The 19,312-nt window shown below is 37.8% G+C and carries 20 protein-coding genes; 9 read left to right on the forward strand and 11 right to left on the reverse strand.

What is annotated here, in order from left to right:
• Positions 1–62 precede the first annotated feature (62 nt).
• A complete protein-coding gene (lpxO, locus tag ASF86_RS14630) occupies positions 63–977 on the reverse strand; it encodes a lipid A hydroxylase LpxO (RefSeq protein WP_056483156.1) in 915 nt (304 codons plus the stop codon).
• A gap of 304 nt (positions 978–1,281) precedes the next feature.
• Between lpxO and ASF86_RS19365 the strand changes: the two genes are divergently transcribed.
• From ASF86_RS19365 to fadA, 3 genes are all read left to right on the forward strand, one after another.
• Positions 1,282–1,398, forward strand: a complete 117-nt coding sequence (locus ASF86_RS19365) for a hypothetical protein (protein ID WP_100222434.1) — start codon at positions 1,282–1,284, stop codon at positions 1,396–1,398.
• A gap of 150 nt (positions 1,399–1,548) precedes the next feature.
• Positions 1,549–3,702, forward strand: a complete 2,154-nt coding sequence (gene fadB, locus ASF86_RS14635) for a fatty acid oxidation complex subunit alpha FadB (protein ID WP_056483159.1) — start codon at positions 1,549–1,551, stop codon at positions 3,700–3,702.
• Between the two features lie 12 nt (positions 3,703–3,714).
• Positions 3,715–4,887: an acetyl-CoA C-acyltransferase FadA gene (fadA, locus tag ASF86_RS14640; protein WP_017391387.1), complete on the forward strand. Its 1,173-nt coding sequence runs from the start codon at positions 3,715–3,717 to the stop codon at positions 4,885–4,887.
• Between the two features lie 44 nt (positions 4,888–4,931).
• Here fadA and ASF86_RS14645 read toward each other — a convergent pair whose 3' ends face one another.
• Positions 4,932–5,423 (reverse strand): hypothetical protein, encoded by a 492-nt coding sequence (locus ASF86_RS14645; RefSeq protein WP_005037227.1) that lies wholly within the window; start codon positions 5,421–5,423, stop codon positions 4,932–4,934.
• 280 nt (positions 5,424–5,703) lie between these two features.
• Here ASF86_RS14645 and ASF86_RS14650 point away from each other — a divergent pair, with 280 nt between their 5' ends.
• Positions 5,704–6,420 (forward strand): hypothetical protein, encoded by a 717-nt coding sequence (locus ASF86_RS14650; protein ID WP_056483162.1) that lies wholly within the window; start codon positions 5,704–5,706, stop codon positions 6,418–6,420.
• A 65-nt stretch (positions 6,421–6,485) separates the two neighbouring features.
• Here the strand turns inward: ASF86_RS14650 and ASF86_RS14655 are convergent, their stop codons facing one another.
• Entirely contained in the window at positions 6,486–7,130 is a 645-nt protein-coding gene (locus ASF86_RS14655) for an RBBP9/YdeN family alpha/beta hydrolase (protein ID WP_056483165.1), read from the reverse strand.
• Between the two features lie 71 nt (positions 7,131–7,201).
• On the opposite strand from ASF86_RS14655, the gene ASF86_RS14660 reads away from it, so the two are divergent.
• Positions 7,202–7,567 carry a MerR family transcriptional regulator gene (locus ASF86_RS14660; RefSeq protein ID WP_056483167.1) on the forward strand — a complete coding sequence of 122 codons (366 nt, stop codon included), beginning with the start codon at positions 7,202–7,204 and terminating at the stop codon, positions 7,565–7,567.
• A 21-nt stretch (positions 7,568–7,588) separates the two neighbouring features.
• Here ASF86_RS14660 and ASF86_RS14665 read toward each other — a convergent pair whose 3' ends face one another.
• Positions 7,589–8,347 (reverse strand): hypothetical protein, encoded by a 759-nt coding sequence (locus ASF86_RS14665; protein ID WP_056483170.1) that lies wholly within the window; start codon positions 8,345–8,347, stop codon positions 7,589–7,591.
• Positions 8,348–8,525: 178 nt separating this feature from the next.
• Here ASF86_RS14665 and ASF86_RS14670 point away from each other — a divergent pair, with 178 nt between their 5' ends.
• The 3 genes from ASF86_RS14670 to ASF86_RS14680 all read left to right on the forward strand — a co-directional run bounded on the left by ASF86_RS14670 (position 8,526) and on the right by ASF86_RS14680 (position 11,756).
• Positions 8,526–9,227, forward strand: a complete 702-nt coding sequence (locus ASF86_RS14670) for a DsbA family oxidoreductase (RefSeq protein WP_056483173.1) — start codon at positions 8,526–8,528, stop codon at positions 9,225–9,227.
• 359 nt (positions 9,228–9,586) lie between these two features.
• Positions 9,587–10,729 carry a hypothetical protein gene (locus ASF86_RS14675; protein ID WP_056483176.1) on the forward strand — a complete coding sequence of 381 codons (1,143 nt, stop codon included), beginning with the start codon at positions 9,587–9,589 and terminating at the stop codon, positions 10,727–10,729.
• Between the two features lie 124 nt (positions 10,730–10,853).
• On the forward strand, positions 10,854–11,756 hold the full coding sequence (locus ASF86_RS14680; protein WP_056483178.1) for a hypothetical protein: 903 nt from the start codon (positions 10,854–10,856) through the stop codon (positions 11,754–11,756).
• Positions 11,757–11,839: 83 nt separating this feature from the next.
• On the opposite strand, the gene htpG is transcribed toward ASF86_RS14680, so the two are convergent.
• From htpG to ASF86_RS14705, 5 genes are all read right to left on the reverse strand, one after another.
• Complete coding sequence (gene htpG, locus ASF86_RS14685; RefSeq protein WP_056483181.1) at positions 11,840–13,759, reverse strand: molecular chaperone HtpG; 1,920 nt, start codon at positions 13,757–13,759, stop codon at positions 11,840–11,842.
• A gap of 102 nt (positions 13,760–13,861) precedes the next feature.
• Complete coding sequence (locus tag ASF86_RS14690; RefSeq protein ID WP_056483184.1) at positions 13,862–14,215, reverse strand: lysozyme inhibitor LprI family protein; 354 nt, start codon at positions 14,213–14,215, stop codon at positions 13,862–13,864.
• Positions 14,216–14,403: 188 nt separating this feature from the next.
• The gene (locus tag ASF86_RS14695; protein WP_081407722.1) at positions 14,404–14,988 is read right to left on the reverse strand and encodes an OmpW/AlkL family protein; all 585 of its coding nucleotides are present in this window, start codon (positions 14,986–14,988) and stop codon (positions 14,404–14,406) included.
• A 329-nt stretch (positions 14,989–15,317) separates the two neighbouring features.
• Complete coding sequence (locus tag ASF86_RS14700; RefSeq protein ID WP_004640760.1) at positions 15,318–16,742, reverse strand: Na+/H+ antiporter family protein; 1,425 nt, start codon at positions 16,740–16,742, stop codon at positions 15,318–15,320.
• A gap of 101 nt (positions 16,743–16,843) precedes the next feature.
• Positions 16,844–17,722: an alpha/beta fold hydrolase gene (locus ASF86_RS14705; RefSeq protein WP_081407713.1), complete on the reverse strand. Its 879-nt coding sequence runs from the start codon at positions 17,720–17,722 to the stop codon at positions 16,844–16,846.
• Positions 17,723–17,839: 117 nt separating this feature from the next.
• Between ASF86_RS14705 and ASF86_RS14710 the strand changes: the two genes are divergently transcribed.
• The gene (locus tag ASF86_RS14710; RefSeq protein ID WP_056483195.1) at positions 17,840–18,325 is read left to right on the forward strand and encodes a DUF4442 domain-containing protein; all 486 of its coding nucleotides are present in this window, start codon (positions 17,840–17,842) and stop codon (positions 18,323–18,325) included.
• Positions 18,326–18,370: 45 nt separating this feature from the next.
• Here the strand turns inward: ASF86_RS14710 and ASF86_RS14715 are convergent, their stop codons facing one another.
• Positions 18,371–18,727 (reverse strand): hypothetical protein, encoded by a 357-nt coding sequence (locus ASF86_RS14715; RefSeq protein WP_056483208.1) that lies wholly within the window; start codon positions 18,725–18,727, stop codon positions 18,371–18,373.
• 216 nt (positions 18,728–18,943) lie between these two features.
• Positions 18,944–19,309 (reverse strand): hypothetical protein, encoded by a 366-nt coding sequence (locus ASF86_RS14720; protein WP_005037251.1) that lies wholly within the window; start codon positions 19,307–19,309, stop codon positions 18,944–18,946.
• Between the last annotated feature and the right edge of the window lie 3 nt (positions 19,310–19,312).

The raw sequence follows: 19,312 nt of genomic DNA on the forward strand, positions 1-19,312 counted from the left end.
GAAAAAATAAATGCAAATTATTTAAATAATCAAAACAAAAAACGCCCTTTCGGGCGTTTTAATTAAAATACATATGGTCGAACAAAAATAAGGAAGAAAATTCCAAGCATTAATAACCATTTTAAGAAGTAATATAACTTACGGTTTTTAGCTTTTAATGCTTTGGCTTTAATACGAATTTGGTAGACATAACCAAACGCTTTATTTAAGCCCCCTGTTTGGTCACCTGTTTCATTCGGTGAGCTTGCCGCGGTCATCACACTACGACCGAACCAATGGTTAAAACGTTCCATCCATTTCACTTTCATTGGACGTTCAACATCTGCAAAGAAAATGATACGGTTTTGATCTGTCTTATTTTCAGCATAGTGAATATAAGTTTCATCAAACACTACACTTTGGCCATCACGCCAAGAGTATCTTTCACCATCGACATCAATAAAACAACGGTCATCATTTGGTGTAATTAAACCCAAGTGATAACGTAATGAACCTGCATATGGGTCACGGTGTCTTACCAAACGGCTGTCAGGTGCAAGTTCAGTAAACATTGCGGCTTTAATCGTTGGCAATGTTTTAAGAAGAGCTGTGGTTTTTGGACAAAGCTCAGCAGCAGATGGATGACTTGATTCGTACCATTTTAAATAAAAACGTTTCCAGCCGGTTTTAAAGAACGAGTTAAAACCTAAATCGTTATAAGTACTCGATGCTTTAATCCCACCTTGATCATATAAAGCTTTCGCTTCGTCACGAATCATTTCCCAATTTTCATCCAACACTTTTAAATCTTTAAAATGCTGAGTGTCGATATAAGGCTGATTCGGCACCTTTGAAAAGATGTACATTAAAAAGTTAATCGGTGCGAGCAAGGTTGAATGGTCAAAAAACTGACGATAAAACGAGTGACGCACTTTACCGCGATGTTGGATATACAATGCTGATATCACAAAAATCGCTAATATGATCCACTTAATCATATTGCTACTCTTTTAAAAGATTGGGGCAACTTCACCTTATATTTAAGGTAATAGAAACCGGAGGTTTATTTAATTGGCGCAAATTTTAACAAAATTGACTTATAAAAAGCCAATGTAAAAAAATTAAGTCAAATGATAGAGATCATACTTTAAATAAAAAAAATAAATATACGTTATTTTTCCATAACTTTAAGAACTTAAAATTTATGCATATTCCTATTTTCTTTTATAGGCTATGACTTGAACAATTGACTTTTTTGACAAAAAGTTAAGCTTTAAAACTTAATGGTTTTTATATAAAAATTTGATAATTCCAATGCGTTATAAAGAAAAAATTAAATTAAAACAAATGACTTTGGTTTACACCTATCTTTATGATTTCTTTTATGCATTTACTAGAGATGAATTAAATAAAAAATAAGATGACCCTTGCGTCACGGCTTGATACAACTTGTCAGGTTTTTTTTAGATATAGTTATCGTAAGATTAGCGAAGCATAAATGTGTACCAAAGCTGTGCACACGCTTCATAACATCAATTTAGAAGTCCTCCAAAACCAAGGAGATCAGGCATGATCCACGCTGGCAATGCCATTACCGTCCAAATGCTTTCGGACGGAATTGCAGAATTCCGCTTTGACTTACAAGGTGAGTCGGTCAATAAATTTAACCGTGCAACAATTGAAGATTTCCAAGCTGCTATTGCTGCGGTAAAAGCAAATAATGATATTAAAGGCTTAGTTGTTACCTCTGGCAAATCAACATTTATTGTTGGAGCAGACATTACCGAGTTTGGTGAAAATTTCGCTCAAGGTGAAAAAGCGATTGTTGACTGGCTTATGCCTGTTCACGAAATCTTCAATAGCTTTGAAGATTTAGACATTCCAAAAGTTGTTGCTATTAACGGTATGGCGTTAGGTGGCGGTTTTGAAATGTGTTTAGTGTGTGACTATCGTGTGATGTCAGAAGCTGCACAGGTTGGCTTACCAGAAATTAAACTTGGTATTTATCCAGGTTTCGGCGGTAGCGTACGTTTAAGCCGTGTTATCGGTATCGACAACGCGGTTGAATGGATGGCGATGGCTGCTCCGAAAAAACCAGCTGCTGCATTAAAAGACGGTGCTGTAGATGCGGTTGTAGCTGCTGATAAATTACTTGAAGCTGCAACTGATTTAGTTAAACAGGCGATTTCTGGTCGTTTGAACTGGAAAGCAAAACGTCAAGAAAAACTTGATGCTGTAAAATTGAACCCGCTTGAACAAATGATGGCGTTCAACACAGCAAAAGGTGCTGTACTTGCTAAAGCGAATCCGGCTCAATACCCTGCTCCAAAATTATTACTTGATTCATTACAAGCAGGTGCAAGCCTTGCACGTGACGAAGCATTAAAAGCTGAAGCTGAAGGTTTTGCTAAAGCAGCAATTACTCCACAAGCTGGCGCATTGATTGGTTTATTCCTCAATGACCAAGTTGTTAAGAAAACTGCTAAGAAACATGAAAAAGGTGCTCACCCTGTAAACCAAGCAGCTGTACTTGGCGCTGGTATTATGGGTGGTGGTATTGCTTACCAAGCGGCAAGCAAAGGCACACCAATTATCATGAAAGATATTGGTAACCCACAACTTGCATTAGGTATGTCAGAAGCGAACAGCTTGTTAACTAAACAAGTTGAACGTAAGAAAATGAAACCTGCGCAAATGGGTGAAACCCTTGCACGTATCCGTCCTACTTTAAGCTACGATGAGTTTAAAGAAGTCGACATCGTAATCGAAGCGGTTACAGAAAATCCAAAAGTTAAAGAAATCGTTCTTGCTGACACTGAAAAGCATGTTCGTGAAAACACGATTATTGCGTCTAACACGTCTACAATTTCAATTACACGTTTAGCGAAAGCTTTACAACGTCCTGAAAACTTCGTAGGTATGCACTTCTTCAACCCGGTTCACATGATGCCGCTTGTAGAAGTAATTCGTGGTGAAAAGACTTCTGAAGAAGCGATTGCAACTACTGTTGTTCTTGCTCAAAAAATGGGTAAAACACCAATCGTTGTAAACGACTGCCCAGGGTTCTTGGTTAACCGCGTATTATTCCCTTACTTTGGTGCGTTTGACCTTCTTGTAAAAGACGGCGCAGACTTCCAGCAAGTTGACAATGTAATGTCTAAGTTTGGTTGGCCAATGGGTCCTGCTTACCTCATCGACGTTGTTGGTATCGACACAGGTGTACATGGTGCAGAAGTCATGGCTGAAGGTTTCCCAGACCGCATGAAGCCAGACTACAAAGGTTCAATCCAAGCAATGTACGAAGCTAAACGTCTTGGTCAAAAGAATGACGTTGGTTTCTACAAATACGAACTCGATAAGAAAGGCAAAAAAGCAAAAACTGTTGATCCAACAGCGTATGAAATCATTGCTCCTTTCGTAACGGGTGAAAAACGCGAGTTTGATAACCAAGAAATCATTGACCGCATGATGCTTGCCTTCTGTAACGAAACAGTTCGTTGCTTAGAAGACAACATCGTTGCAACTGCTGCTGAAGCAGACATGGCAATGATTATGGGTGTAGGTTTCCCTCCATTCCGTGGTGGTCCATGTCGTTATATCGACCAGACAGGTGTTGCTGAATACGTTGCACTTTGCGACAAATATGCACACTTAGGTAAGGCTTATGAAGCGCCACAAATGTTGCGTGACATGGCTGCTAACAACAAAAAATTCTACGGTTAAGGAGCAACGTGAATGGCTACTTTAAATCCACGTGACGTTGTCATCGTTGATGGCGTACGTTCTGCAATGGGTAAAACCAAAAACGGTATGTTCCGCAATGTACGTGCTGACAGCTTATCTGCTGAATTAGTTCGTGCACTCGTTGCTCGTAACCAGTTTGATACCAATGAAGTTGAAGACTTGATCTGGGGCTGTGTAAACCAGACTCTAGAGCAAGGTATGAACATTGGACGTAACATCGGCTTATTGGCTGACCTACCAAAAACTGTGGCAGGTCAAACGGTAAACCGTCTTTGTGGTTCATCTATGCAAGCGCTTCATACTGCTGCTGCACAGATCGCAACAAACCAAGGTGATATCTTCATTATTGGTGGTGTAGAGCATATGGGGCACGTAGGTATGATGCATGGCATCGACCTTAACCCAGAAGCATCTAAACACTATGCAAAAGCATCTAACATGATGGGCTTAACTGCTGAAATGTTAGGTCGTATGAATGGCATTAGCCGTGAAGAGCAAGACGCATTTGGTGTTGAATCTCATCGCCGTGCTTGGGCTGCAACACAAGAAGGTCGTTTCAAAAACGAAATCGTTGGTGTTGAAGGTCACGACGCAAATGGTTTTAAAATCCTTTGTGACATCGATGAAGTGATTCGTCCAGATGCAAACATTGAATCGTTCAAAGCATTACGTCCTGTATTCGATCCAAAAGGCGGTACGGTAACTGCGGCTACATCTTCAGCTTTATCTGACGGTGCGTCTGCAATGTTACTTATGTCTGCTGAGCGCGCACAAGCGTTAGGTTTAAAACCACGCGCTGTGATTCGCTCTATGGCAGTTGCAGGTTGCGACGCTGCAATTATGGGTTACGGTCCAGTTCCAGCAACTCAAAAAGCGCTTAAACGTGCTGGTTTAACGATGGCTGATATTCAAACTATCGAGTTAAACGAAGCATTTGCTGCTCAAGGCTTATCAGTAATGAAAGGCTTAGGCGTTTATGACAAGCAAGACATCATTAACTTAAATGGTGGTGCGATTGCTTTGGGTCACCCACTAGGCTGTTCTGGTGCGCGTATCACCACTACGTTGTTGAACGTAATGGAACAACAAGATACTCAAATTGGTCTTGCGACCATGTGTATCGGCCTTGGTCAAGGTATTGCAACGATTATCGAACGTGTTTAATTAACACCAAGATAAAAAAATCCCCGCTCAATGCGGGGATTTTTTTATCGGCCTTTTAAACCATCTTGAATTTGCTGTTGTAAATTTATGAGGTCAGTAATATTCACTTTCATCGTACCCTCACGATAAGCATCGACATTACTTCGGTTAATTTTCAGAGGCTCTAACATTTTAAAAATACCGTTGGTCGGGTCAGAGGACTGTATTCCACCCGCTACCGCTAAAATATATTCTTGCAAAAACGGAGAAAATTGAGACAAATCTGGTTGTGCCATAACTGGCTGATAATCTACTGTAGTCATGCCTTCAGGGACTAAAGCATTTTGTATATCGTAATGAGTTTTATACTCACGATGTTGCAGAGCCTGACGCACTTTTTTATCTTCTTGAAACGGTACAAACCCCACTTCTTCACGTAGCTCAGATTCAGCCATAACGCGAATTGTAGGTAACGTAGCGACCTCTTCAGCTTGAACAGTCGGCAACCCCATAAAAGCAAAAGCAGCAATCAAAGCTGATTGTTTTAGAAAGTTCATAACTTGCTCCAAAAATCAGTCACCCTATTCAAATTAAAAAGATGATGATTAAATTAAAAGTATCTATAAATAGGCTACAACAAAGTCGTGTTTGATTCAGTAAGGCTCAGATAAACGGTAAATATAATTAAAATTTTTAATGTAATAGTAAGGAACTTTATAAAAATATTTTAGAAATTAGCCTGAATGTGACTAAGTCAGATCATACTGTTAGATTTAAATATTAAGATCTTTTGTTTATAGTCAGACTTTTATAAATCCATTGAATTCAACAGAAATAATGAACTTTAAAATATTAAATCAGAACATTCTCATGAGCTGCCTGCTAGTCAGTTTATTTCTCACTGGTTGTACGAGTAATCGCGTTATTGGTGAAAGTACACGAGAGCTATTTACAAAATATGAGTCAGGCCATGAATGGATCACTTTAGTTGAGGATGATGTAATGGCATTCGGAAAGCCATCAATATCTCTCCCTAATGGGCCGGAGAACAGTATTGTCATCGCAGGTAAAAAATATAGTTATGTCATTAGTAAAGGCGGTAACGATTTCATTCAATTAATTAGCCAGTTAAATCCACAATATATTCAAATAAGTAATGATCTGGATTTTATTGCACCTGCTTCCAACAGTAACCATTTTAGCGGGCACATTAGATTTTCTTATAATCCGCCTCATGGAAAATTGAATGAAAAGGAACTAGCTTTATTCAAACAATATGGCGTGGTTCAGTGTGACTGCACAGAAAAGTTAGAGTCACATAAATTTGATCTTAATCTTGAAGGAACTGTTTATCCTACTGTAAGTAACCTTAACTCACTAAAGCCATTGTCAAAACCCTATCACGTTAAGATTCAATATCTTCACTATAAGAATGGCAAAGTACCATTATCAACTAAGGAGAAGTTAGCAAACTTGCCACTACTTCCTTTTGCCTTAACTTTCGATGTAATTGTATTACCTTCTAAAATATTGGGTGTCCTTTATCAACCTTAATAAACTTTCAATGACAATAATGAGTTTTCAAAAAGTAAAATCCCCGATCAATACGGGGATTCTTATTAGTTCTCTAACATCTCTTTTAAAGAATTCACGACTTGCGGAAATGTCGTATAACCTTCCCGCCCTAAAAAATGACCGCCATTAGGCACTGTAATGTACGGCGCATCAATTTCTTTAGCGAATTGAATCGTAAGTTTTGGTGGAACCAAATCATCATTATCAGACAAATAAACGAGTTTTTTCTTTATGTCATGAAAGTAACTCGTATCGACTTTGCTTTTTGTTATATAAGCATCGAGTGGAGAAAAATCTGAAATAGGTCCAGAAAATCCAGATACTAAAATCATTCCTCCAATCTTTTGATAATCATGTCGTTGCAAAAAGTGCAGTAACGTAATTACCCCTAAACTGTGTGCAACAAAATAGGTATTTTCATTTACAACAGGAATATGTTGGTCTAAAACCTTCTGCCACGCATCTACATCTGGATGTTCAGAATCTGGAAATGGAATTAAAGTAACGGTTGTATGTTCATCTTCTATTTGATGTTTTAGGTCTAAAAACCAGTGATCATCTATAGAGGCTGAATAACCATGAAGTACAAATATTTGACGCATATTCTTCTCCTGCAGTTCAAATGTTTTGGCATTTGCAACAAATGACATTAATCCGAATAACACCAATAAAATGAGTTTTCTAATCATGGAACAAGTACCATTTTGAAAGATATAAACATGCTAAACTATGACACCACTGTTAAGGTCAACCCTATTTTATGAACCTTGCCAAAGTTGCCGAACTCACAAAAGTAAGCCCTCGTATGCTGCGTTATTATGAGAGTTTAGGGCTTATACAGCCTCATCGCGCGAGTAATAACTATCGAAGTTATACCCAAAAAGATATTGAAAATATTAAGAAAATTAAAATATTAAATGATGCGGGAATGAATCTAAAAGACATTCAGGCTTTGTTACCTTGTTTTGAGTTAGATGAACGCGTATTTACGCTATGTTCAGTAGTTCAAGAAAAGCTGCAAACTGAGCTCATCCATGTGTCCCAGCAGTTAATCAAACTACAATCTTCTCAAAGTTTATTACAATCTTTTTTAAGTAAAGGAAAAGCTGAGAGCACCAATCCATAAATTTTGATGCTCACGTTCAATTTATTCTTTTAAATCTCCTTCTAATGCGGCTACATTCTTTTTCTTAATTTTTTCAACTTTTGCATTCAGCTTTAAAACATCTTGGTAAAGCTGGTTAAATTTTTTGACTTGAGCATTTTCATGAAAAAGAATCATTTGGTCTTTCTTTTGCCATGGATAGTTTTTTAGAAGTTTAAACATTTCTTCTGCTTTATCTAAAATTTGCAGTTCAATCATAAAAATTGCGTGATCTTGATCAGCCTTTTGTTGAGACCCCAATTTCATTTCCAGCAGTTGCCTCATCTCTGCATCCACAGATAATTCCTGAACTTTTGCTAAGAAAGTTTTATGAATTTTTTCATATTGAGTTTGATATTTATCTGAAGCCGTACGAACATCGGCTAACATTTTTTCTGTTTCCACATACTTCTGTTTTTTATCCAGATCTAAACGATCAACATTTAAAAAAGTATCCCATTTGGCTGCTTTTAATTCTCTTAAATATTCATTACGTGCATTTATATTTTGAATCCAATAACTTAAGAGAAATTCTGAAATTTGCTTATAGTGCCCTGCCAAACGTTTATCGTGAATATCGAGTTGGATGGGTTTAGACCAGTCTTGTGCTTGGTCATAAAGCTGGTTCATTTTTTCAGTCATGACCACATCAAACATTTGGCTACTGTCTTTGGCCTGTTGCTGTTTGATATGTTGATAGGTGAAAAAAATAATACTCGTGATAACAACCAGACTTGCAATTGCAATCAAAACTCGGCGCATACACACCTCCTATTTCCCTTCTTATAGTTTTGCTCTTTATAGTTATGAAATAGAGCTTATATCTTCTTTATATGCCATTTATTTCACAATACGCAACACTCTATTCGCTATTCAAAGCTTTAAATCCTTATCCATCATCCCTATTATGATGGGTAATTAAAATTTATGAGATTCTCCCATGCGTGTTGATGTCTGGTCTGATGTAGTTTGTCCTTTCTGTTATATCGGCAAAAAACGCCTTGAACATGTAGCTGCTGAAGCAGGTATTGAGCTTGAAGTTCACTGGCATAGCTTTGAATTAGATCCTGATGCGCCAGCAAAACATGACACATCAAATACAGAACGTTTGGCTAAAAAATACGGCCGTACCTATGAAGAGATGGAAGAAATGGAGCGCAATATTGCGGCCATGGCTGCCTCTGAAGGTATTGATTTCCAATGGCAAAAGGCTAACTCTGGCAATAGTTTCAATGCACACCGTATTATTCACCTTGCGCAAAGCAAAGGCCTAGGCAACCAAGCAAAAGAAGCTTTTTTCCATGCTTATATGACCGAAGGTTTAGCAATTGGCGAACGTGAGGTTGTTGAAGAAATCGCTTCTCGTATTGGCCTTGATAATGCCGAAGTTGAATTTGTATTAGATACAAATGAACTATCTGACTTTGTTCGTCATGACGAAAAAATTGCGAAAGAACAGTTAAATGTTACTGGCGTGCCATTTTTTGTATTTGACCAAAGAATTGCGCTCGCAGGGGCTCAACCACGTGACGTCTTTTTAAACGTCTTAGAGCAAGCACAGCTCAAAGCAAATGCTGAAGAAGTTGAACAGGATGATGTGGCTGTTTGTAATGATGAATCATGTGATATTCCACAGAAATAAATCAACACAATTAAAAGTGTGATTAAATCGTATGTTTTATCACCATTTTAGCAATAGAGCGTTCTAAAAAAAGAACTATCCAATTGTTTAAAATCAGTTTATCATTGCCGCTTAGAATATTCGCGCTGTAATGTTCTGTTTTTTATGTGTTTAATGATCGGAATTTGAAGTTTCCTTGATCTATCATCCCCCTTAAATGGGGGATTTTTTTATGTAAAAATAATCGCTACTAGCTTAAACTTTTTAATTTATTTCAAATATGTAAGAAAAGTTAAATTTACTTAACTTTTGTGTCGCCCTCTTGATTTTATTAGAAAAATCAACAAAAGTGGAAACAACAACAAAACATAAAGATAGATATGAAAACATTTCACGTAATTCCTTATCGGCAGCTTTTTGCACTTTTAACGCTTGGGTTTGGTTCGGTGTGCATAACTCATGCAGAGGCAACCCATACTTCTTCAACTCAAATGGTCGAAGGTTCAAGCTCTGGAGTACAAACAGAAGCCTCAACGGATGAGAATCTTCTAGATCAGATCCCACGTTGGGTGGACGCGACCCCCACCATTTTTCCAGAGCAGTCCAATCAACCTATTGTTCCACCTACCGAACAAACAGAAGATCAAACATGGGTTGACCGTAAACAAAAGAACATTCGTAATTGGGCCGATCGTACTTCTGAAAAAATTGACAACTGGTTTGGTGAAGTCGATCCAAAGAAACCTGCGACAGCAACTATTCGCGTGATGGTTGATAACTATTGGAATGAATACGACAACTTTGAAATTAAGCCCAGAATTCGCGGTAGGATTAAGCTACCTACTCTAGAAAAACGTCTAAGCGTCGTGTTTGGTGATGACTCTTTAGATAACGAATTTGATAATAGCCCAGCCAATATTAACCAGAACCCGAATCAAGATTCGAATAAGAAACTAGATGGTAAGCAAACTCGAGATGACAACAGTTCAATCGCATTACGTTGGTCAGATTTCTCAAAAAAATTGCCTTTTGAAACAGATGCTGACTTAGGTATTCGTTCTGGAGACGATATTTACGTTCGTTTAAAAGCATCGAGAGATTGGCAATTACGTAATGATTTTAAATTTTATGCAGAGCAAATTTATCGTTATGGCATAGACAGTGAAAACTACTTACGTACTAATCTTGAACTTACACATGCCAGACCAAATCAACCGATTTTATCGAATCAGTTCAGCCTGACCTACGCCGATGATCAAGATGATGATCTAGCTTGGGAAAACCGTACTTTCCGCGAGCATAATTTCTTTGCAAATAACCGTTTTAACTATGGTATTTATACCAGTGGTTATTACAACGACAATGACTTACGTTTAAATAGCTGGGGGCCTTTTGTTTCATGGCGTCAACCCGTTTTACGTGAATGGTTCTTTGTTCAGGGAGATGTAAATTACTTTAATGACCACCGTGAAGATCGCAACCATTTCGTCAGCACATTCTTACGTCTAGAAGCACTTTTTTAAGCCTACAAACATCACCTTGGAACCTTCATCCAAGGTGATGAATAATAAAACACTTTTAAATAAAAATTTAAGCTTAGCCTCGTAAAATATTATTCTAATTTTTGATTCTTTTTTATTCTGAACGATGAATCAATTCTCTTCTTTTTCATTTCACTACAGATCAACTGTCTTAGTTTGTATTTATAGTCTGGGCGTATTGGCTTTACTTCCACATACTCAATTTTTTTACAGTTCTATAAAGCACCAACGTTCAAGACGACATTCCTACTCGTCCAACCAACTCAGCAAAGTAAAAAGACTATCTCTGCCATTTGCACTCTCTCCTTGTGAAATAGAGACAAATAATGCTTTACCCGATGTAACCTTAATTCAAGAACTTATGGCTGTATTTGGAAATGATACGTTATGGAAGCGTGCAACCCAGCCTGAACACCCTTATAAAGCCTTAGGTAAGAAAAAGAAGAAATCATCATCAAATCAAATTGAACCAACTAATCCACTCACTGCAAGCTGGGCCACCATTTCAACCTGGATGCCTTTTGAAAATAATCTTGATCTAGGTTCAAACTCAGAAAGTGATGTCTATGTACAATTTTTGGCAAAGAAAAAATGGAATTTAAGGCATAACATTAGTTTGGACACAGAGCAGGTATTTCGTTACGGTTCGACCAGCCGGCACTACACTGAAACCACTCTCAACCTAACGCAGAAAATGCAAGATAACACATTATTTTCTAATAAATTTAATGTAAACAAGAGCGAAAATGAAGATTACAACTGGGGAAATTGGACTTTTCAACAATTTGAGTTTGTAAAAGATAATAGTCTGACTTACGGTGTTTATAGTGGTGGCGTATATACCAAAAATGATATGCGACTAAATAGCTGGGGACCTTATATTTCGTGGCGCCAGCCTGTATGGCGAAATTGGCTTTTTATGCAAAATGACCTTAACTTTTTTAACCATATTGATGATGATCCGAGACATCAACTCAGCGTTCAAATGAATCTAGAAGCTAATTTTTAGCCAAAAATTATCAAATTGTGGATAACTCTTTCTTTATCCACAAAAAAGCCCCTGAAGGTTCAGAGGCTTTTTTTTATACTGAATTATTTCAGCAATAAGCTATTAATACGTTTTACATAAGCTGCCGGGTCTTCTGGTAAACCACCTTCAGCAATAACGGCCTGATCAAAAATCACATTTGCCAAATCATCAAAATGTTCTGAACCTTCAAGTTTTTTCACTAATGGATGTTCAGGGTTAATTTCTAAAATTGGCTTAATTTCAGGAACTTCTTGCCCCGCTTGTTTTAACATACGGATGAGTTGAGGTGATAACTCACCTTCACTTGTTACTAAACACGCAGGAGAGTCGACCAGACGCGTAGTTACGCGTACTTCTTTGGTTTTCGCTTTCAATGAATCACTTAGCTTATCAACAACAGGTTTGAACTGTTCAGCTGCTTGCTCAAGTGCTTTTTTCTCTTCAGCATCTTGCAAGTCACCTAAATCAACCGCACCTTTAGAAACATTCTTTAATGGCGTACCTTCAAACTCTTGAACAAAGTTCATTGCCCATTCGTCAACACGCTCTGCCATTAATAAGACTTCAATGCCTTTTTTCTTGAACAACTCAAGCTGAGGTGAGTTTTTCGCTGCAGCTAAACTGTCAGCAGTCACATAGTAGATGGCTTTTTGGCCCTCTTTCATACGTGCCTTATAGTCAGCGAAAGAAGTCGTCACTTCATCATTTGTTGAAGTCGCGTAACGTAATAATTTTAAAATACGTTCGCGGTTACCAAAGTCTTCGCCCAAGCCTTCTTTAATGACTGAACCAAACTCACTATAGAAGGTCTTGAATTTTTCTTGGTCTTGTTCATCTTCCGATTTAGCTAAACCATCAAGCACAGTTAATACACGGCGTGCATTACCTTCACGAATCGTTTTTACATCACGACTTTCTTGTAGCAACTCACGGCTTACATTAAGCGGTAAGTCGGCACTATCCACCACACCTTGAACAAAACGTAGATAATTTGGAATTAAATTATCTGCATCATCCATAATGAAGACACGTTTTACATAGAGCTTAATGCCCGCTTTTGCTTCACGAGTAAAAATGTCATGTGGTGCTTTACTTGGAATATAAAGTAACTGTGTATATTCGGTACTACCTTCAACTCGGTTATGCGCCCAAGCTAGTGGTGCATCAAAGTCATGAGTTAAATTTTTGTAGAACTCAATGTACTGCTCTTCAGTCACTTCACTCTTGTTACGTGTCCATAACGCACTTGCCGAGTTGATCGCTTCCCACTCGCCAGTTTTGACCATTTGACCGCCTTTAGACTCTTCGCCTTCAGCCGCCTCTTCCTCTTGCCAAACTTCTTTTTGCATTTCAATTGGCAAGCTAATGTGGTCAGAGTATTTATTAACGATCTGCTTAACTTTATAAGATTCTAAATAATCAAGCGCATCATCACGCAAGTGAAGAATGATGTCAGTACCACGTGAAGCCTTATCAATTTGCTGAACTTCAAACTCGCCTGTACCACCACTAATCCAACGCACCCCTTCAGATGCATCTAGACCTGCACGGCGTGATTCCACTGTAATTTTATCGGCAACAATAAAACCTGAGTAAAAACCAACACCAAATTGACCAATCAACTGAGCATCTGCTTTTTGATCACCAGTCAATTTTGACATGAAATCCTTAGTACCCGATTTTGCAATGGTACCCAAGTTATCAATCGCTTCTTGCTGGTTTAGACCAATACCGTTATCAGAAATCGTTAAAGTTTTATCTTCTTTATTTAAAATGACTCTTACATGTAAATCTGGATCATTTTCATAATATTCAGGATGATTAATTCCTTCAAAGCGCAACTTATCACATGCATCTGATGCATTAGAGATAAGCTCACGTAAGAAAATCTCAGGGTTAGAATAGAGAGAATGCGTCACTAAATGTAAAAGCTGTGCAACTTCCGCTTGGAAACTATAATTTTGTGATGCTTGTTCACTCATAAATCACTCCTTAAATTTTGAAGTCTGTTTGTTCTCGAATGCTTTATGAATGGAGTACTTCTAGAATTTTTCAATCCTGAATATTAAAAAATTTTACTCTAATTAAAATGGACCATGGCTTAGCACTCTATCTTGCAATATTGTGTCTAACTGCTTTTGACGTTGTTGATAAGCTTTAGCAATACAACTTACACCAGCAGCACAAGCATTTCTTTTTTTCAGCCATTGCTGCTGAGCATCTTTTTGGTTGTCCCGCCCGCCCATTGGTAAAGCATGCAGAACAATTTGATAAGTCGTTGCCATTTTTACATCTGCATCATTTAAAGAAAGATTTTTACAAATACTCTTTTCCGTTTTAGTTTTTGCAGCATCACACGAGAAGCTTGCAGCTTGCAAACTCTGTGTAAAAGCAATACCACTAAAAAGAGCCAAACACATCGCTAATTTTTTGTTCATGATTTTATTTCCATGTTTTGTAATGAATAGAAATTAGTTTAGAAAAAAATATGCATAAGATGTGTAGAAAACTGTCTGTTTTATGCTTTTTTTAGTGCAAGTAAAACTCATAAAAAAACCTCACATAAAATATATGTGAGGTGCCTGAGTCTAGGTTTATTATTATATTGTTCTATTTATTATTATGCTTAAAATTTATAGCTATAACCTAAAGTGTAAACAAACGGATTAATATCTAGATTAAACTTAGTCCCATCATTTAAAGTAACTTCTGGGCTTAAATCAGCATAACGAACATCTACAAATACTCCCCAGTTTTTAGCATCAGCAGGCTGAAAATTAAAACCAACTTGTCCTGCCACACCAAAATCTTCTTTCACATCTTTTACAATGCCATCTTCATCCCAAGCAATAAATGCGGTTGCACCAACACCAATATATGGCGTAAAACGAGTCGAATTTTTAAAATGATATTTAGCAGTAATCGTTGGTGGTAACTGTTTAAGACTCGCTACCTTATTTCCATTTAACAATACATCATGGTTAACAGGCGCTGCTAATAATAACTCTGCCGAAAATGGAGATTGACTAAAAAAGTATTCTACCGATGGTGTAAATGCATATTCATGATCTGCTTTAACTACAGTGTTTTCAGCAAGTGTCGTATCTTCCGAAGGAGCGATAACACTCCCACCAAATTTCACTTGCCAGTTACCAGCAAAAGTAAAAGAAGACATCCCCATTAATACAACAACCAAAGCTTTTTTGAACACTTTAATATCTCCAAACTTATTTATATTTATAATAAACATGTATTTTAAAATCATGCAATACTCATTATAAAATTATTTTATTGTTTATTTTTAAATATCTGTTTTAAATAAAATTATATATTAACCAACTATTTTAATTGGTTTTAAACCCAACCTTATTAATCAAGATTATTTTATATTACCAACCATTTTAATATACTTTTTAATTCTGAGTATTTTAATATAATTTATTTTAAATACATCTTTTATTTAATCAATAAAAAACCTTCTTAATTTAAATCTAAAGATCATCATTAAGAAGGTTAATCATTCAATATTTTATAAAAAACTTATAAAACCATTGCAGCAATCCAGCCAAAAATTAATAGCGGAATATTAAAATGAATAAATGTAGGTACAACCGTATCCCAAATATGATCATGTTGCCCATCTACACCTAAACCAGCTGTTGGCCCTAAGGTTGAATCAGAAGCTGGTGAACCTGCATCACCTAATGCTGCGGCTGTCCCAATGAGGGCAATAGTCGCTAACGGTGAAAATCCAAACTGTACGCATAAAGGTACATAAATGACAGCAAGTACAGGTACACTTGAGAAAGATGAACCAATACCAATTGTGACAAATAAACCAATACAAAGCATTAAGAAAGCTGCGAGTGCACGATTATCTCCGATAATATCGACTACACCGTTCACTAGCTGATTAATATCTCCCGTATGGGTCATCACTGAAGCGAAGCCCGCAGCGGAAATCATAATGAAACCCACCAGAGCCATCATCCGCATGCCTTGTACAAAGACATCATCTGCATCTTGCCACTTAAAAATTCCAGCAGTAGATAAAACAGCAAAACCGACTAAACCGCCCAAAATCATTGAACCGGAATAGAGCTGTGCAGCGAGTGTCAGACCGATTGCAAGGAGTGCCATAAAAATGGTTTTCTTTGCAATCACTGGTGCTTGCTCTGCCTCATGCTTTAACTCTTCAGCATCTGCTTTTAAGTCAGCTGTTTCGACTTGAGTAGTTGCACGAAGAGGCTTATCTAAATCAATCGTTGTGGTTGGCGTAATAGCGCGATCGGCATAAATTCTTGGTTTACGGTAGCTAATAAATACAGCAACCAAAGTACCTAAAACCATTCCTAAAACTGGAATGGCCATGCCAATTGACATCATCCCACGCTCTACATGTAAGCCGTACGCTGCACCGACCTTGTTAATATTTCCCATCAAAATTTGTTCAAGGAAAATTGCACCAAACCCAACCGGAAGAAAAATATAAGTTCCGACTAAACCTAGAGTAAGCACACAGGCTGCTGCGCGACGGTCTAACTTTAAATGGTTCATTACCCGTAATAATGGCGGAACGAGTACAGGAATAAAGGCAATATGAACCGGGATAAGGTTCTGAGAGAAAATAGCTGAAATAAGTAAAATACCTAATAGTAGATATTTCACTTTAGTTTGACGGCTTTTTCCCGCTTCCATTCCCAACAAACCAATAAGTTTATGAGCAAGTAAATCAGGTAAACCAGACTTTGAAAGTGCTAGAGCGAATGCTCCTAGCACTGCATAGGCAAGTGCGACTTCAGCACCATCACCAAGACCAGCGTTAAAGGCATCAACGGTTTGAGAAAGGCTTAAACCTGCTACGAGGCCGCCTACAATGGCAGAAACCACTAAAGTCAGTACGACAGAAACGCGTGCCAGTGATAATAAAAACATCACTGCAATCGCAATAACGACAGCATTCATGAATAAATTCAGAGCAAAACAAAAGGCGATATTCTATCAGATTCAGATCTATGAAGCCGAAAATATCGCCGAATTAACTGTTTTATGCAGTCACTCAATCATTAAGCTTGAGCCTTAATAAACTGACGAATATGATCTGCAATTTTCGCAGGCTCACTCAGAATTGCCCAGTGATTTGCTTCAAGCTCTACATATTCAAATTTTTCTACCCACTTTGGCATAGCCTCAGTGATATATTCAGGGCTCACAAAAGTATCATATTTTAAAATGACCGCTTTGACTGGACATTGCGCATAACGTTGACGTGGGCCAGTTAAACGAGGAATAAAATTGGCACGATATAAATTAATGCCATATTTACCATCAGCATTAATATTATTATTTAAAGGTAAATTACTTTTTCTCTCCAACTGAGTCAGAACTTTCCCCCATTTTTCAGGGCTAAAAAGAGACCACACTGTTGGTGCTAGTAATGGAAGATGGAATGCACCGATATACCAAGATTTGGTTAATATTTTTAAGATTTGACCTGGTGAAGATTTAAATTTATCACGCAAAAATAAAGCTGCATGATCAAGACATGGTCCAGAAATTGTTGTATATGACAATAAACGCCCTTTAAATTTAGGCTCTGTTGCCGACTCCCAAGACTGGATCGAACCCCAATCGTGTGCAGCCATATGAAATTGACGATTTGGTAATAATTCATCAACGACTTCTTGTAAGTCTAGAGATAAACGCTCTAAACGGTAATCACGAATACGTTTTGGTATAGATGACAAACCCGCCCCACGTACATCATAGGTGACAATGTAGAAGTCATTGATTAAATGTTCAATGATTGATTCCCATACTTCTTGATTGTCAGGATAACCATGTACTAAAACCAACGGTGTATTTTTTTCGTCGCCCCATGTCTTGGCACAAAGCGTTTGTTGGTCACTTGTTGTTACTGTATGAACTTTTAGCTGCATAATCATTTCCTATCTTGTTTTTCAATCGATCATGTCGTTAGTCGGATAGAGCATTGCCATCAATATAAAAAAGATGATACTTATCTAGTATGAATACTGTTTCAATAAAAAAAATTGACTATTATGGCTATTTTAAGAAGACTTCAGAACAATCCTACGATTTCAAAATTTCTATTTAATCACTACCCTCCTCATCGCGGAGCAGGGATTTATATTGAAATCATGAATTTAGAACTTTGTCATGTACGAGTAAAAATGCCTCTGACTTGGAAAAACCAAAATTTGGTTGGAACGCATTTCGGGGGCAGCATTTATTCAATGGTTGATCCATTTTATATGATGATTCTGCTGCATCATCTCGGATCAAAATATATTGTTTGGGATAAAGCTGCTGAAATTAATTTTCTTTCTCCTGGTCGAAGCACTGTGCATGCAGATATTCGAGTCGACTTGGCTGAAATTGAGCAAATTCGTGAACTTGCCGACAACTATGAACCTGTTTTAAGAACCTATCATTTAAACATTTTTGATGAGACGGGAGTAAGAATTGCTGAAGTTCAAAAAACGCTTTATATCAGACGTAAAAAAGCAAAACCCTTTCAACAATAAAAATAAGCGCTGAATAAGCGCTTATTTTATTAATTTGCTAAATTTTTATTTTTTCTCTTCAATCGCTGCACCAGCACCACCACCAATCGCACCGCCAATTGCAGCGCCAGAGTCACCACCTAATATTGCTTTACCTACCACAGAACCGATACCCGCTCCGATCGCACTCTTAGTCGTGGTTTGCTTACTACCGCCTTGGCTATTTGAACCAACACCAGCACCTACTGCTGCACCTAAGCCTGCACCAACACCACCGCCTACATGGTTACCTAACCCGCCACCTAGTGCTCCACCTGCTGCTGCTGCACCAATACGCTGGTCAGACGGACTCATATTTTGGCAACCCGTAAGCATAAGCGTAGAAAGCATCACAGCAGAAACTAATCCAATTGTTTTTTTCATGACCATACTCACTATTATCTGTTCTAATAAAAAGCATAATCCTCTTTTATGAGGAATTTGATCACATTGTGTTATTCGTCTGTCCTAATCGATTGATATTTTGTAAAGCTCTTCTATTCGCTCTTATCAGTCAAAATTAAGAATATGAAAAACACAAAAAAAGAAGCCCTTATTAAAATAAGGACTTCTATGATTTAGCGATGAACAAGGGTACTTTTAGTACTTCCCTTTCTTCTCTTCATAGGCTGCGCCTGCACTACCACCTAGTGCTCCGCCTGCAGCAGCACCAGTATCGCCACCAATTATTGCACCACCTAACACGGCACCCACACCGGCACCAATTGCACTATTACGTACTGTTTTACTGTTGGATCCTTTTGCATTAGCTGCAACACCTGCACCAAGTGCCGCTCCTAAACCTGCACCAATATTACCACCCACATGTTTTCCTACAGCCCCGCCTGCTCCACCACCAATCGCAGCTGAACCAATACGTTTACTTTCTGGGCTTGCATTTTGACAACCAACAAGCAAAGTTGTTGACATCAGGCCAGCACTAACAATCATCATCATTTTTTTCATTAG

The sequence above is a fragment of the Acinetobacter sp. Leaf130 genome (genome assembly GCF_001423205.1).
Classification (GTDB): Bacteria; Pseudomonadota; Gammaproteobacteria; order Pseudomonadales; family Moraxellaceae; genus Acinetobacter; species Acinetobacter calcoaceticus.